Source organism: Paenibacillus sp. FSL M7-0896, from assembly GCF_037975415.1.
Taxonomy (GTDB): Bacteria; Bacillota; Bacilli; order Paenibacillales; family Paenibacillaceae; genus Paenibacillus_AQ; species Paenibacillus_AQ silagei.
This window is the reverse complement of sequence record NZ_CP150250.1, coordinates 3,262,793-3,278,652: the sequence shown is the minus strand read 5'-3', so window position 1 is coordinate 3,278,652 and position 15,860 is coordinate 3,262,793. Positions and strand designations below refer to the sequence as shown.

The following is a 15,860-nucleotide window of genomic DNA, read 5'->3' as shown; positions in this document are numbered from 1 at the left end:
GATTATGAATGAATTATTTTATATTCATTCATAACGTATATTAACATAGATATGCGCTGTTGTCTGTACGGACACGGCTTGATTTTGAACGATTGGTGAAGAGCTTCCGGGCCAAAAGAAAGAAGCCACAAGCAGCAATCTGCTCATGACTTCCTGATCCTTGTATTCTAAACGCTTTTCACCGCCACGAGCCTCTTGTGAAAGCTATGGAACCATCGTAATCAATATATACATTTTGAACATTAGGATTACTCAAATACTCGATCTCAGCATAAAACAGGGGAATCATCACCATTTGATCCATGAGTATTTTTTCCGCAGAGGCAAAGAACTGAATACGTTTAGCAGGGTCTGTTACCTGGTTAGCTTGCTGCAAATAACGGTCATATTGTGTATTACTCCATCCGGTGTAGTTGGAACCACTCTGTGAACTGAAAAGATTTAACATAGTATACGGATCATTGTAATCAGCAGTCCAGCTCCCTCTCGCTATAGCATAATTCTGATCATCACGGTTATCCAACAGTTCCTCAAAGCTCTGGACTTCTATACTTGCTTCAATTCCCAAATTCTCCCGCCAATCCTTGATTACATTTGCAGCGATATCTTCATGTAAGGAGCTTTTATTTACAATAATAGAAAATGTTGGAAGTTTAATTAATCCCGCTTCCCTTAATCCCTCCTTCAGCAATTCCTTGGCAGCCGCAACATCCTCTTCAAAATATGCCCTGTCGGACACCTCCGAGCGAAAATTAAATTTGGTGCCATGAATACTTAGCGGCACAAATCCAAACGCCGGATGTCCGAAATTCAGCCCTTCCCGGTTAATAGCCATACTCAATGCCTTTCGGATCTTCAAATTGTTAAAAGGAGGTTTATTGACATTGAAATGATAAAAATAGGCGGTAGAGTCTGCCGCTTTGCGTATTACAAGGTTGGGTTTGTTATCTAATGCTGCATAATCTAATGTTTCATACGCTCCACCGTTACCAGCCCAATCAATCTCATCATTTATAAAAGCCGTAGTCGGATTATCTTGCCAAAGCAGTTGAACCTCTGAAAACTTAATCTCCTTTGCCGCATAATAAATAGGATTTTTAACTAGAGAAATTCCATTACTTTTCCATTCTTTTAACTTGTAGGGACCATTGGTTACCATAGTTGAAATATTTGATGCCCATTTGCTATTGCTCTTAGCGATTTTTGAATAAACAGGGAAATAGGTGCAGTCTGCAAGCATCTGAATGAAATACGAGGATTTCTCCTTCAAAGTCACCTGAAGTGTAGTACTGTTCAATGCCTTAATACCAACAGAAGAAGGATTCTTCAAGGTTCCTTGATAGTATTGCTCTGCATTATTAATGACGAACATAGTATACGAGTAGATACTATCGTTATCGTCAGCTGGGGATAACGCCCGCTTCCACGCATATTCAAAATCCGAAGCCGTTACTTGCTGTCCATTGCTCCATTTCGCGTCAGCACGAAGTGTGAATGTATAAGTCCTTCCATCCTTTGAAAGGGACCAGGATTTTGCTACTGCAGGTACAGCTATACCAGAACTATTCAAGCGGAACAATCCTTCATACAATCCTTTGATAGTCGTAATGCTCCCTGCATCCGAAACGACAGCCGGGTCAAGATTACTAGGCAAATTTTTCATACCAATACGCAGCACCTTATCTGCTTGTAGAGCTGACGCAGTGCCCATCCCTTCTGTGAGCATAACACTCCCAATTAAAACAATCACAAAAATGACATAAAACAACCTTTTCATCAACGTTTCTCCTTTACCAACACATTATGTATTCGGTAATAGGATAACACGGAGAACTGATATTACGCAGTTGTAAATAATCACAAGGAGAATCCAGTGAACCGTTACAATGAAAAGGAGCTCCGCAGAGCCCCCTTATCAATCTTTGTAACTACTGGATCAACAGCCCAAACCCGCTCTGAATAAAATACAAGCTTGGATACGCAATATTGCTGGTCGTCAGGTTGTTGAAGGTCGCCGAGCCGTTGCCGGTATACGTGTAGATTGCCGCTCCCTTATGGGCACCGGAGAATCGTGAAGTGGTTACTCCATCGAGACCGGTGCCGTTAATGTTAATGTTGTTAAATACGATACCTGAGAAGCCGCCGCCGTATCCGAATTGGATCGCATCGCGCTGGGTGTTGATGATGTCGATGTTGGTGAAGGTAACGTTCTTGATCGGGTCACTTGAAGCTTCGAGATCAATTGCGCCGCGTTCCCCGTCATACAAGTCACGGCTGGTGCCGCTGTTAATAATCGTCGTATCCGAGAAAATCATCCCCGTATTGCTGTTGAAATGCGCCCCCGGGAAGGTCGTATTCAGCCGGATACCGGAGCCGCCCACCGTGTCGATAATGTAGTTATGATCCGCCTTGTGACCGCTGCCCCCGAAGATGCCGATAGCGCCGGCACGCCAGTTATTCTCAATTGTATTATACGAAAAAGTGTTATTCACCCCATCCGGCGCACCGAACGTATTGCTCGGCCAGACAGCCAGTCCGTCGTCCCCGTTATTGCGCACATTGGTATTGCGGACAGTAGAATTGCTGGTCCCCTGGGAGAAGTTGATGCCGTCTGCCAGATTGTTGCGGATGCGGCTGTTCTCTACAAGCAGATTGTTCGCAAAAATCGCCGGTGTCCGCGCATAATCCCCCACCCACATACCGCATTCAAAATGCTCAATCCATACGTCATGGATGACCGAATTGTTGCCGAAGTTATCCATCAGGCCTTTGTAGATGGCATTCTGGTTGTAGCGGGACCGCAGATTCGAGTTCATATACAAGTTGCTGAAATCCAGCTTGCCCTGGACGCGGAAGGAGATACCCCCGCCAGCCGCATTGGGATTCGTAAATTGCAGATTGGTGTGCCAATAGCCTGCACCGGTGACCGTGAAGTTGTTGATCATATTGCTAACCGAGCCAATGACCCACATGCTGCTCAGATTAAAAGTTCCAGCTGGAATGTAGAGTGATTTCCCGCTGGAGACGGCGGCTGTAACCGCACTGTTGAAGGCGGCCAGATCATCCTGCCCGTCATTAGCAACCGCACCATAATCAGTCACTGATATAGCATTGGCCGGACGGGCAATGGCTGCCGGTACAGGTTCAATCTCCAGGAAATCCACCCCGTATTCAAGGCTGTCTCCGTTGTTCTTCTGGATACGGATGGTGTCTCCGGGCTGCAGAGGGGTGTCCATCTTCCAGTGAACTTCATCGAACCGGAATAGCGGACGTCCAGCACTTGGCGCATCACCCGGCTGATCTCCAGAAAAGTATTGCCAGGCATAATAGGAGGTGAGCGGAATGGTCTTGGCCTTGGTTCCATTCACATATACGTCAAGCGCACCGGTAAGACCCATTCCGTCTGCCGAATCCGGCATCGTGAATCTCATGGTGACTCCGGCACCGCCTTGCCCCGCTCTCACTGTCCACTGTGCATAAGCTCCGTTAGAAGGTAAAGCCACATAACTCTGTCCCGAAGCTTCGGAGGCAATCAGCGTCTGATCGAAATTGGGAGCGGACTTCACCACCGCAGCTCCTCCGCGGGTCGCATCCTGTGTATCATATCGGCTGTACGGAACACTTGCGCCGCGCAAAGCATATACAACCAGATTCACAGTGTTCACGTTGTTGGCCTGCTTCGTTGTTACCTCATTAGCATCTGCTGCAATGGTCGTAGTGACGGTGTAATTGCCGTTCACTGCACTCCATGTGCCGGGAAGCGACACATTGACAGAAGCCCCGGCAGCAATCACGCCGGTGTAGGAGCCGGTAAAGGTCTGCACGGTTGAGCCTGCGGCGTTCTTCAGGGCTACTGTGATGCCATGGGCGCCGCCTGCGGAAGCAAGGTTGCCCTGATTTTTTAGACTGACGGTGAAGGCCACGTTACTCCCCGCTGCCGGTGTTCCCGGTGACCAGGAAGTCGTCCCGACAAGGTCGGAGCTGGAGACTGGAGCAATTACCAGCGGCGAAGAATTCGTATAGCTGTTGTTGCTTTCGTTCTGCTCAATAATCTGGCCCGCTTCATCTACCTTGGCACTAAGCGGATAAGTTCCGGCTGTTAGCGTTCCGGCATTCAAGGAGACTGTAGCTGAAGCCCCGGCAGCCAAAGCCGCAACGGGTGCCGAACCCGCCAGCTCGTTGTTCAAGTAGAAATTGACAGTGGTGGCTGCCGCTGCGGCATTGCCAATGTTTTTTACCGTTGCATTCAGAGTTACACTGCCTGTCTCCACCGGAGAAGCAGGAGTCCAGCTCATGCCTGTAATCGTAAGATCCGGGTTCGCTGCCGGTGTGCCGAATACCTGGAATTCAGCAATTTGTCCGGCTGGTGCACCGGAATTGGCGGCGATAGCAAGCTGAAGCCGCTTAACAGTTGCCGTCACGGGGATGGTCACCGTGTTGCCCGAAGCCGGATTGAAGGTATAGCTCTGAGCTGAAACGAGGCTACTGAAGGTTGTCGTATTCTGATTGTGTCCGAGCACTTGAATGTTCTGGGTCCGGGCCGCCCATTCGGCTGCCGCATTCAGCTTCAGCACAATCGAAGTGATCGAATGATTGGCTCCAAGGTCGAGCGTAAGGGCGCTTGGATTCCCGCTGCCTTCCCAGTAAGTTGTCGTGTTATTGTCGTTCGCATTCGCGGCAACGAAATTCTGCGTGCTGGAGGAGGCGCTGATCGCCTTACCAATGGCGATGTTCCCTCCAGGGGACACCGTTGGTGTAGGCACCGGTGTTGCTGTCGGTGCTGGTGTTGGTGAGGAAGTTGGTGCCACCGTAGCTGTAGGGGCCGGGGTAGTTACCGGCGTTGGCGTAGGGGCAGTTGTTGGAGCTACTGTAGATGTAGGTACAGGCGTTGCGATGATTGCAGACGCTACCGTAATTAGATCCAAATTAACGTTGCCCGTATCCCCCGCATCGTATTTGTAAGCAATGCTGTTACTGCCAGCATTCAGCGGGAGGGCTTCAGCCTTCGTACTCCAGGTGTCCCAGTTCGCCAGGTTCGGCAAGGTGGTCTGGCGCTGCTTAACTCCGTTCACGTAGATACTGATCGTCTTGTCGCTTCCGCTTGCATTGGCATACTTCAGTGTAACGTTCCGTGTACCCGCAGCAGGTACATTTACCGTGAAGGTGGTGGCTGGACCTTGGGCCAGATAGTTGTCCACAAAGCCTGTGCCGGAGTATCCGGCATGGTCCGTGTTCACTTGCGCTCCGCCGGATAATGCAGCAGCCTCTGCTTCATAGGTGCCTGCTGGAACCGGTGATGCAGTAGGGCTGGCTGTAGGGGCAGAGGTTGGGGTGCTGGTACCGTAGATTTCAAGCTCAGACAACTGGCCCGCAGGCCATGCCGTATTCGTACTGAACAGCAGACGGACATAACGTGTGCTGGCAGCATTGAAGTTCACCGTGACACTGTTGTTCCCCACCGCAGGGTTGAAGACATATGCGGCCGAAGCAACGATATCCGTGAAGGTAGAGCCGTTCGTACTTCCCTGAACAGCCAGCGTCTGCGTCCGGGTCTCCCAGCTTGCCGGAAGCTTCAGCACAAGCTGGTCTATACTGGTGAGCGTACCCAGATCGACCTGAATCCACTGGGGAAAAGCATCATTTGCGCTCTCCCAATACGTATTCTGATTACTGTCCTTAACGTTATCCGGCGTATAATTCTGGGATTGCCCGCTGGCGGTAATGGTTTTGTTAAGTGCCAGATTCGGTCCGCCCGCTGCCGACGAACGGGTAAGCGGTCCAGCCGCCATGAATAGCGTTGAGATGAGCAGCGTAATTACAAGAGACCATGTAACAGACTTGTTGCGCATTCTATTCCTCCTTAATCTGATGTGGAACGACACACAGTGATATTCACAGCCCTCTAATGATAGCGATTACAACTGTTGAGATCCCTTTCCCGCCCTCCCCTCGCTGCAATACACACTCATTATAGGTTTAATGCAGAGCACTCTTTAAGAGCTATTTCTACGGAAAAGATAGGTGATTCTATGAAACTGATCATTGAGCAGGATGGACTAGAATTAAGATAACAAAAACAGGTCACTTATGGTGGTATCTAACCATTAGTGACCTGCTTAATTTATAGGAATTGCATGTAAAGAAACCTAGTAGCCCATTATTGATATTCTACCGTGCCTAAGAATCTCAGGTAATTGGATTGAATTGTAGCTTCAACAATTTCCCCAGTATACTTAAAGTTATAAAGCAAAATTACTGTATTAATATCATTTGACAGTTCTTCCTGCAATAGCGCATCAAATCTTGGGATAATTTTATGATCATAAGAGAATCCTTCAAGTAATTGATCCACATCTTTACTAACTTCTTCATAATATTCTGCTTCTCTTACAGCATCATCATACCTACTAATCTCAAAATGTTTAGCAAATATTGATGGAATAAAATCTCCGTCAACTGAATAAGAAACAACAAGTAAATTATCTAGGTCCTCGGAAGATCGAACATTTCCTACCCATAAGGACACAAATCCTTCCTTTTCCATTCCAAGCCTCCTCTAAGCATTATAAGTATCATATATATATTCTGAATATTCACTACAGCTATAAATCATGTATACAACCTCCGGATTTTACTTCTTTTAACTCGCTTGCTTCATAATGAAGTAAAACTTTTGACTGTCAAGTATATTACTAGCACACATTATAGATCTTTTGGATTTTTGTAACACCAATTTCCATCATACTTATTCGCTATCTTTTGTAAGTCATTTAAACTATAGAACCAATCATCTTCCATCCATATTTTCGAATCTGGATATTTTTTCTGAAATTCAAATAGAATATTAAATAATAGGTCTTCGTTGTCACAAAAATCATCTACTACTATTGCTTCAAAAAACTCAGAATCTTTTCCTAACCAATCGAAGGAAATGCTTTGAAATTCATAAGGCTCATCATAAAAATCAATACATAATTGCCTTGATGTACTTTCAACAAATGGTCGATCACTTATATTTGCTCTGACGTGTTTTAATTGTTTGTTACTATTTTCTTTCTTGTAAGTAATTCCATAAAATAAATTTAATTCAGCACAAAAATCTTCCGTATATTTCAAAAGATCAGTTAACAGAATGTTACTGCCAGTTTCAAATAAGACATATGCAGAAATCCCCATTATTCAATCACCTTCCCTAATTCTTCTAAAGAGTTAACTATTATTATGCCTTTTTCTTTAAGGTAGTTAATCTTAGCTAACGTTTCAGGATTTGTAGTTGTGATGGCTTCATCAATATAAACAATAACTTTCTTGCCCTCATAATTAAAAAATTGAGGATGATTCGGATCAATGAGCCTATCAATTTGATCTATCTTAATTGCTGATGCAGATTTCTTCATTTCAATAATTTGTCTGCTTGTTACTGCATCTAAATCAGTAATTTTTTTCCTGTATCATCTAACACTTCTTGCCCAAAGCCTATTATCTTTGTTTTTTGCTGAACAAATTCTCCAACTTTTCCTTCGATAGCTTTCCCGGCATTCAAACTACTTTTTGCGCTTTCAATTGCAGTCGAAATATTCTTAGGGTTTTGTTCAATCCATTTAATATTAACTCCACTTGGGTTTCTAAATTCAACTTCTAACCCTTTATTCGTTTTCGTTAGTTCTGGATCATTTAATTTTCCCGTCCCCTCAACTCTACCGCCCCCACCCTCCAACCCATCCATATACCGCTGCTGCACCGGCGTCTTCGGCAAGGCTGGCATATCGGGGATCTCTCCTATCTTGAAAACAAACCCTTCCGGCGTTTGCACTGCCCGTCCCAGATCCGGGAGCTTTTGCTTAATCCCTTGCAGGGCATCCTTCGCCGCTTGGCTGACGGCGTCTTCTACCTCGCCTAGGACTTTCCCCACTTTGCCTGCTTTGGTGACCTGGAATCCGGGGACCAGAATCGACGCAACCGAGCCCAGCATTCTCGCTTTCTCTTCCGGGGTGCCCTCGTCAAACTGATGATACGCCATCTTCGCCGCTTCCACCAGCACTTCGGGATGGTCAATTAGATATTGCGCTTGCTGCTTCATTTCTGTGGTGGTTTTGACCGGGTCCACAACTAGCTTGAAAGCAAAGGTTGCCGTATCCGCCACGCCCATGACGACCTCTTTCACCAATCCTTCGGTAAAAGCCAGCACTACATCTCCCGACTGACGGACCTTGCTCTCCCATTTCGTGAGGCCGTACGTCTTATCCAGCCACCCCAGATAACTGGTGTACATGGGGGTGAGATATTCATTCGGCACATAGACTTTCGCCTGATAAAAGTCCCAGGTGGTCTCATTTTCCTTGTTGTCTGCGGTAATTGGCGTGCCGTCCGGCAGCGTAAGCGGCGGCCCGTTCAACCGCCGCTCCGCTTCGATCTGCTCCTGAACCTGCTTAAGAGCCGCTGCGATCTGAATTTCCTGCCGCTTGGCTGCAAGCTGACCCCGCGCATACGCTCCGGCGGCAGTCTTCTCCATCGCCAGCCGCAGCAGCAACAGATATTCTTCGTTATGTAGTAAGGGGACCTTGTCCGCCGTAATGGACGGATCATACTCGCAGGCTGTAACCGCTGGTTGTCTGTAGTGGGCGCTTAGATCCTTGCCGGATTCATAGTAGATCTTGGCTACGCCTAGAGAAGCCAGCTTCTGCCGGGCCTCTTCGGCCTTCGTATGAACAGCCTCCATCTGGGCTTGATTGCCGAACGCCTGATACACTTTGAAGGCCATCTGTGCCTTGGCGATCTCATTCCGCGCCGCGAAGATATCGTTCAGCTTACTTTGTGCAGCTATACTCTCTACGGTCAGCAGGCCGGAGGTCTGAATGACATTCCTGAGCTGCTGTACCACCGGGTCCCTGCTGAGTTCATCCTTTCCTGATAGAGCAGCAATCGAAGTGATGAGGTTCGTCGCACTTCGCTGCACAAATTCGGGGATGGAGACCCGTCCGGCGGCTGGTTGCAGCCCCAAGCTGCCGAAAGCCGCGAGCAACAAATTAAATTGGCCTGTCAGCTTGTCCGCCTGCCGCTTATTCTCTTCCTGCAGCTCCGATACGCCTCTTAGGGCCACCCGGATGATATCCTCTAATTTCTCCGCTTCTACGGTTAATTCATTAATCATGACCTGGGCCCTGACCAGATGGTCGCCCATGGGAATGCCGCCCCAGCTACTGGACTGGCCCTTTAATTGAAGATATAACCGGTTGGTGTCCTGACTCACCTGGCCAATCTTCGACTGCAGGCGCCTGACTTCATCTTCGTTAAATACTAGCTTCCTGGAAGACACTATGATCCCTGCTTCCTTCTCCAGAATGGATTCCAATGTACAATATTAGGATTCAAAATATACCCATAAATGATATACATATCCCTTTATTATCGGATTTATTTTCCATTAAGTGAATAGAAGTAAATTCTTCAATGTGTCCATAGTTCCACTGGAAATCAGATATATAAGTCCCGGATATACCATGCATCGCAGGCATAATGCTCGGAACCGGCCAGCGGACCATCCAGCGGGCTGAACCCGTGCTTGACATAGAAACGGCCAGCGGCCTGCATCGTCAGCAGCGTCTCCAGGTAACACTTGCGGTAATGCTGCTTAGCGAAGGCAAGCGCCGTATTCAGCAGCTTTGCTGCAACGCCTTGGCCGCGGATGGCTGCGGACAGGTACATTTTCTGCAATTCACAGATCTGCTGTGCCTCGTCAAAAGCCGCAATCCCGCAGCCGCCCAGCACCTGCCCATCCACTTCAATAATCCAGTAAGCCCGGTTCGCCGCGCTATTATAATAGGTATATAAGTCATGCAGGCTATCATCTGCCCAAGCCAAGCCTTCGCGGTTGCCGCCGAATTCAATCAGGCACTCCCGGATAATTCCCTCAATGGCTGCATTATCCCTGCGCTCAATGGGACGGATGGTAATCATATCGTTGTCCTCCTCTTACCCTCTATCTGCTTCGTTTCCTGCTTCGATGTATAGTGAACCTATCATATCATTTGCTGCTGATTGCTGTCATTCACTCGCAATAGCTAGGTCACCCTCTCCGGTTTGGCTCCTTCCCCTTGAACGATTCGCCTGCTATACTGGGATTTGCAAGCAGGATAAGGAGTGAGACAGATGAACAAGCTGGTTTTTTTCCTCGGACCTGGAGGGGCGGGCAAAACCACACTAGCCAAGGCTGTTGCAGCCCGGCGTCCGGCGGCAGTGTTCGATATGGACATTCTGCTGCGTCCGGCAGCAACCGCGATCATGACTATGCATGGGCTTGATCCTGACGACAGGGATTCCGATGAGTATAAAAGACTATGCCGCGACCTCGGCTATCGCATTACTATGGATGCAGCGCTCGATAATATGGGCCTGTCCAGTGATATCTACGTGGTGGGTCCCTTTACCAAAGAAGCGGCCGATCCGGAGTGGATCGGCCGCGAACTGGCGCGCATCGGGCGCACACTGGAGGAAGTCGAGGTCAAGGTAGTCCTGGTAGGACTTGCGGATGCAGCCATGTTCCGTGAACGGCTTGAAGGCAGGCATTCCGCGCTCGACACCTGGAAGTTCGCCCATTGGGAGAATTTCAGCGCTTCTCTAGGCTCCCGTACCGTAGCCTGGCCGCTCCCGCCTGAACAGGTGGCGCAGATCGACAATTCCCATCCTGACCGGAATGTCGCTGTAGCGGCGGTGGAAGCTTTTATTTATGGAGAGGAACCTACTGCTTAACCGCATGAATATAATGAATCGTCTCAAAAGCACTTAGTGCATCACTCCGGCCGCTGAACAATCTCTCATTGATCTCTGCCGGAGACAGGTGCTCATAGACCAGCAGCCCGGCCTCGGCCAGCAGCTCCTCTATCTCCGAATAGCTGAACCAGGATTGCATGGGCTCGCCGCTGGCAGCAGCCATTTGCACCATTTTGGCCACCCGGCCGGACACACCCTGCTCTTCCATTAAATACTCATCTGCATAATCCAGAACGATAGAGCTACCTGAGGGAACTTTTGCGAGCAGCTCCTTAATCAGGCGGGCATTCTCCTCCTTGGTAAGGTAGTAGGATACCCCCAGCAGGCTGAACAAGGTCTTAGCTTCGGGATCGAATCCCCGATTAAGCAGACTGGAATACGAGAATTCGCCCGTGAAGTCGATGGGGACGAGATGAAGATTGCCCGGAACCTCAAGCTGTGCGTCCTTAAGCCTCTGCTGCTTGGATGCCTGGGTAGCAGGAGCATCAACTTCAAAAATCGTGAGCTGCTCCATAAGCGTAGGATAACGGTAGGCAAAGCTGTCCAGCCCCGCGCCAAGAATTACATACTGCTTCAGCCCGAGACTCACCTCATGCAGCACAATAGCCTCACAGTAGGCAGCACGTGCCAACGGTGTGGGCGATAACTGGACCTGGACAATCCATCTCAAGATGGCTTCAGGATCGTCCGGGTACCTCTCCGCGATCTCGGGACTGAAGAATGCAATTCCCTGCACCATATTCCTGCGGATATCCGCGAACTCCTGTGGTGAAATCAGCTTCGGCGCCACATCATCATTGAATATCTTGGGATTGTCATATTGACTGTGATAAGCTCGGCCAAAAGCGGCCACTAAGGCAGTCATGCTGGACTTGTTCTGCTTCATTGATGGTTCCTCCATGCAAAAATAAGATTCCCCTGGCCAGGAGAACCTTATTATATACACAAACTATTAATATGTAAATTATAGCATAAAAAATATTTTTTGTCAATGATAGATGTTACAATATTCCTTGTTCATCCCTGATCTAACGAGCCCATTAGCTGGAAAAAGAAATCGGCCTGTGTTCAGTTCTGGGGCTAAATACCCGTATTCCCAGTCTGACATCGTATTGAATACATATAGATAAGCTTGTCTGTTGTGCATATTGCAACTCTCCCATCACTATTTGATATAGCTTATTATAGTAAAACTTCCCTGACAGATGGTGTCAGGGAAGATGGGTAGGTTGTTACAAATATGAAGGGACTGTCCCAAGAGCCATGAAACGGTCGCTTAGGGCAACTCTTTAATGCGGAGTAGAATCTACGTTAGCACTTGGGTGGACGCTCCGCAAACAGAACGTTGTTCCCATCGCTATTGTGTCCAGATTTTTTTTCATCCCCCTTAGCGGTGAAAATCCGGACACAAAGGCGAACGCTTCGCTTGTACACAATCGTTCTGCCCGCTCTGCTGTTCAAGTGAGAATTGGCACTTTTATCCTTAAAAGCAAACAAAAACTTGCGACAACTGAAGAACAACCGGGTCTTCGGGAGATTTCTGCAAAGGGCTATCGCCGCCTCAGAGAAAATCACTTTTGAGACAGCCCCTTCCCGTTAACTCAGCTAGGCTCTACTCTAAGATAAGCACCAGCTTCTCTGAAGCTTGCGATCTCCCCGCTGCCGACAGCGGCACAGAGCGCCGCTCCCACCGCCGCTTCCTCAGCATGTTCACCAAGCTCAAGCGGTAGCCCGAAGGCCGCTTCGGCCTTGGCGCACAACACCGGATTCGCCCGCAGCGCATTGCCTGAGCCTATAAGACAGCTGAATGTGCCCGCGCCCTGCTGTTCCAGATCTGCAAGGAAGCCGTGCAGTTCATCTACCATCCCTTGCAAAAAAGCATGGGCTAGCCCGCCGGGAGTAAAATTCTCCAGCGTGATCCCCTTCACACTGCCGCGCTTCTCCGGGTCTGTCCTTGTCCCCAGGAACTGTGTGTTCACCGTAAGCCCTGTGATGCCGCTTCCCGGCACCTCTTCATTGAGCAGCCTGGACATCAGGGAATAGACATCTGTCGGCGCTTCTCCGGTGTATGAGGTGATCAGTTGCCGGAAGAATCCCTCCAGCAGGGCATAAGACTTGCCGCCGCTCAGGGCTGCGCCAACCATCAGCACCCCGCCGCCAGGGAACGGTCGTACCTCCATCGCGGAAGGAGCTTTGGCGCAGTCAGGCAACCAGGCCGAGAGCTGGCTCCCTGTGCCAATGTTCAGCAGTAGAGATTCTCCGGGCTGGGGCACACTGCCCAGGAAGCTGGCTTGATTATCCCCGAGCGAGGTGTACACGGGAATGCCTTGTGGTGTGCTACCGATTGCCGTCCCGGAGGGGACGACCTGCGGCAAAAACGAAGGGTCGATCCCGGCTAAATGAATCGCGGTTCTATCGAAATCCCCTGTCCCCTGACTGAAGCCCCCGATCCCCGCCGCCTGCGTTGCATCGATCCGCGGCACATCACTGTTCGCCAGCCTCATCGCAATATAGTCCGCAATCGTGCAGAAGCCGACTGCATGCTCAGGGACAAGCTGTCGGCACACATTATAGTAATGGGTAGCGAGTCCATAGCCGGGAGCTACAGTGTACCCGGTAATATTGCTGAGCTGCTGCGCATAGGTAGGACTGCGCATCCCTCCGGTGAGCTGTCCCGCCCGTCCATCCTGCCAGGTATACAGCGGACCGATTGCTCTCCCATTTGTATCCAAATAGACAATTCCATGCATCTGCCCGGTTAGGCCAATTCCTGCTACTTCCGGCTGCTGCGCCAGCAGACGGTCAAGTATATATTCCATATGCTTCACAATCAATTCCGGGTCCTGCAGCCGCTCCCATTCCTGATTCAGGCTGAAGGGCAGGCTCGCTTGTGCTTCCGTAAGGCTATGCAGAATCGTACGTTTCTCCAGATCGTAGAGCAGCCCGGAGATGGATGTGGTTCCGATATCTAGTCCGGCCGTAATCATAGGCTCCATCCTCTTCCCTGTTGTATAGCCCATATGTTAATCCTTCGCGAAGGACAGCGTCAACCAGGCGCATAAAACACTATGAAGCAAAAGATACTAGACCAGAGAAAGATAACTATACACGGAGGTACATATATGAGACTTCACAACAAAGTAGCTGTAGTAACCGGGGCGGCATCCGGGATGGGGAAGGCGATTGCCGTCCTGTATGCGAAGGAAGGGGCCAAGGTCGTAGTGGCGGATATTCATTTGGAAGCTGTGGAGACGGTGGCCGGTGACATTAAAGCTGGCGGTGGGGAAGCCCTAGCGGTACAAGCCAATGTTGCAAATGAGTCTGATATTCAGAATCTGATCGACAGTACAGTCAACACTTACGGCACTGTAGATATTCTGGTGAATAATGCGGGGATCATGGATAACTTTGAACCGGCGGGTGATATTGAGGATGAGAGCTGGGAGCGGGTTCTCGCTGTCAATACAACTTCGGTGATGCGTGCTACGCGTAAGGTACTGCCTATTTTCCTGGAAAAACAACAGGGTGTTATCATTAACGTTGCCTCGGTAGGCGGTCTGTTCGGTGCCCGTGCCGGGGCGGCTTATACAGCCTCAAAGCATGCAGTTATCGGCTTTACGAAGAATACCGGATTCATGTATGCTGCCAAGGGAATCCGCTGCAATGCGATTGCGCCGGGCGGTGTGGAGACCAATATTGGTTCAACCATGACCCATATCAATCCTTTTGGCATGGAACGTACACAGCCGGGCATGGCGCTTAATCCACGGATGGGCCAGCCCGCAGAAATCGCGCAGCTCGCTCTGTTCCTGGCTTCAGAAGAAGCAGGCTTTGTGAATGGGGCAGTCATTACCGCAGACGGCGGATGGACTGCTTATTAGTAAAGGCCATCCCCCGCATGCTACGGGAAGATGGCCTCTTTTCTTAAACTACCTTTATTGCTTCAGCTCCGTGCATCCTGCACCCTGATATTGCTCCCGAACAAGGTGGAATCACTCGTCAGCTTGTAGGCCGGATACCCGGCCTCTGCTTCGAGGCGCATCACGTCATCGAACAGCAATTCCTGCTGGCGGTCACACAGGAAGGTGAACGGCTCGGTCTGAAACACAATATCCGTTGGCGAAGGCTCGCTGACTACCCGGATGACCAGTATGCCATTACAGCCGCAGTCCTCCGTATCGTAGAACATTTTGAATTGCCCGGGCTTCCCGGCCAGACTCTGCTCCAGCCGTTCGCGGGTCATTGCATTAAGCTCAATCTGCATCTGTAAGTTCTCCTTTCAGGACAATCATCCCGGCATGCTATAACTTTAAGCGACAAGTATAATCCCTAAGCTGGACAGACCCGTGTGACAGCAGTCACTAAGAATGTGAAAATGTGACTTTCAGCGTAAACTGCCACATCGGCGATGAATTCCTCCCCCTGAATATAACACAGAAACAGGCGCTGCCATAACCCGGCCTATACCAGTAGCAGCTCCCCATTGTAGTCAGTTTTCCACACATCCCAAAAAAGCGTGCCATCCGCATTCCTGCGGTGCACGCTCTCTTCCGTTAATGCAAATGCTTTCGTTAATCCGTATGCAGCGCTCCCTGCGGCTTGCCGGAACCTGAGTTCCCGGCGGGCTCTCTGGCATCACTTTTGCCACCCAGCTTGAACACCAATATCCCGCCTACGATAATAAGCACGCCGATCAGCTGGTTGAACGAGAACGGAACCTTTGCCAGGCCCAGCCAGCCCAGTGAATCCCAGAGCAAGGCGAAGCCGAGCTGGGCAGTTAGTACAATCGAGATGGCATAGGTGGCGCCAAGAATTCTGGTGGCCTGGACCAGGCAGATCACGACCCCCACGCCGATCATTCCGCTTAACCAGTACCAAGGCTGCATGTGCTGCAGCGTGAACATATTCTTCCCTTCCATAATCAGCCCCATGACAAGGGAAGCGGCGAAGCCCATGCCCAGCACTAGTGTAGTGGTCGACCAAGAGCCTGTATGCTCATTGACTTTGGCGTTGAAAATATTCTGTAAACTGACCAGCGCCCCCGCGATCAGTGCAAGTACTAATCCTGTTAACATATCTCTTGCCCCCTT

The 15,860-nt window shown here is 49.5% G+C and carries 13 protein-coding genes and 1 pseudogene; 2 read left to right on the top strand and 12 right to left on the bottom strand.

Annotation, left to right across the window (positions count from 1 at the left end; translation table 11 throughout):
* Positions 1–178: 178 nt before the first annotated feature.
* From MKY12_RS13935 to MKY12_RS13905, 7 genes are all read right to left on the bottom strand, one after another.
* A complete protein-coding gene (locus tag MKY12_RS13935; RefSeq protein WP_339314135.1) occupies positions 179–1,777 on the bottom strand; it encodes a peptide ABC transporter substrate-binding protein in 1,599 nt (532 codons plus the stop codon).
* A gap of 151 nt (positions 1,778–1,928) precedes the next feature.
* Positions 1,929–5,849 carry a discoidin domain-containing protein gene (locus MKY12_RS13930; protein WP_339314134.1) on the bottom strand — a complete coding sequence of 1,307 codons (3,921 nt, stop codon included), beginning with the start codon at positions 5,847–5,849 and terminating at the stop codon, positions 1,929–1,931.
* Between the two features lie 308 nt (positions 5,850–6,157).
* A complete protein-coding gene (locus MKY12_RS13925; RefSeq protein ID WP_339314133.1) occupies positions 6,158–6,544 on the bottom strand; it encodes an immunity 22 family protein in 387 nt (128 codons plus the stop codon).
* 158 nt (positions 6,545–6,702) lie between these two features.
* Positions 6,703–7,176 (bottom strand): hypothetical protein, encoded by a 474-nt coding sequence (locus tag MKY12_RS13920; protein WP_339314132.1) that lies wholly within the window; start codon positions 7,174–7,176, stop codon positions 6,703–6,705.
* Positions 7,176–7,397 (bottom strand): hypothetical protein, encoded by a 222-nt coding sequence (locus MKY12_RS13915; RefSeq protein WP_339314131.1) that lies wholly within the window; start codon positions 7,395–7,397, stop codon positions 7,176–7,178. Before MKY12_RS13915 ends, MKY12_RS13920 begins: the two co-directional genes overlap by 1 nt.
* 29 nt (positions 7,398–7,426) lie before the next feature.
* Positions 7,427–9,316 (bottom strand): hypothetical protein, encoded by a 1,890-nt coding sequence (locus MKY12_RS13910; protein ID WP_339314130.1) that lies wholly within the window; start codon positions 9,314–9,316, stop codon positions 7,427–7,429.
* 158 nt (positions 9,317–9,474) lie between these two features.
* A complete protein-coding gene (locus MKY12_RS13905) occupies positions 9,475–9,957 on the bottom strand; it encodes a GNAT family N-acetyltransferase (protein ID WP_339314129.1) in 483 nt (160 codons plus the stop codon).
* Positions 9,958–10,149: 192 nt separating this feature from the next.
* On the opposite strand from MKY12_RS13905, the gene MKY12_RS13900 reads away from it, so the two are divergent.
* A complete protein-coding gene (locus MKY12_RS13900; protein ID WP_339314128.1) occupies positions 10,150–10,749 on the top strand; it encodes a hypothetical protein in 600 nt (199 codons plus the stop codon).
* On the opposite strand, the gene MKY12_RS13895 is transcribed toward MKY12_RS13900, so the two are convergent.
* From MKY12_RS13895 to MKY12_RS13885, 3 genes and pseudogenes are all read right to left on the bottom strand, one after another.
* Entirely contained in the window at positions 10,739–11,656 is a 918-nt protein-coding gene (locus tag MKY12_RS13895; protein ID WP_339314127.1) for a class I SAM-dependent methyltransferase, read from the bottom strand. The two genes, MKY12_RS13900 and MKY12_RS13895, sit on opposite strands and share 11 nt — an antisense overlap.
* A 168-nt stretch (positions 11,657–11,824) precedes the next feature.
* A pseudogene (locus tag MKY12_RS13890) lies at positions 11,825–11,917 on the bottom strand (glutamine amidotransferase); the annotation flags it as partial.
* A 454-nt stretch (positions 11,918–12,371) separates the two neighbouring features.
* Positions 12,372–13,766, bottom strand: a complete 1,395-nt coding sequence (locus tag MKY12_RS13885; protein ID WP_339314126.1) for an FGGY family carbohydrate kinase — start codon at positions 13,764–13,766, stop codon at positions 12,372–12,374.
* A gap of 126 nt (positions 13,767–13,892) precedes the next feature.
* Between MKY12_RS13885 and MKY12_RS13880 the strand changes: the two genes are divergently transcribed.
* Entirely contained in the window at positions 13,893–14,651 is a 759-nt protein-coding gene (locus MKY12_RS13880; protein ID WP_339314125.1) for an SDR family oxidoreductase, read from the top strand.
* A 62-nt stretch (positions 14,652–14,713) separates the two neighbouring features.
* Here the strand turns inward: MKY12_RS13880 and MKY12_RS13875 are convergent, their stop codons facing one another.
* Together MKY12_RS13875 and MKY12_RS13870 are read right to left on the bottom strand one after the other, a co-directional pair.
* Complete coding sequence (locus MKY12_RS13875) at positions 14,714–15,034, bottom strand: iron-sulfur cluster biosynthesis family protein (RefSeq protein ID WP_339314124.1); 321 nt, start codon at positions 15,032–15,034, stop codon at positions 14,714–14,716.
* 307 nt (positions 15,035–15,341) lie between these two features.
* A complete protein-coding gene (locus tag MKY12_RS13870) occupies positions 15,342–15,845 on the bottom strand; it encodes a DMT family transporter (protein WP_339256575.1) in 504 nt (167 codons plus the stop codon).
* Positions 15,846–15,860 lie beyond the last annotated feature (15 nt).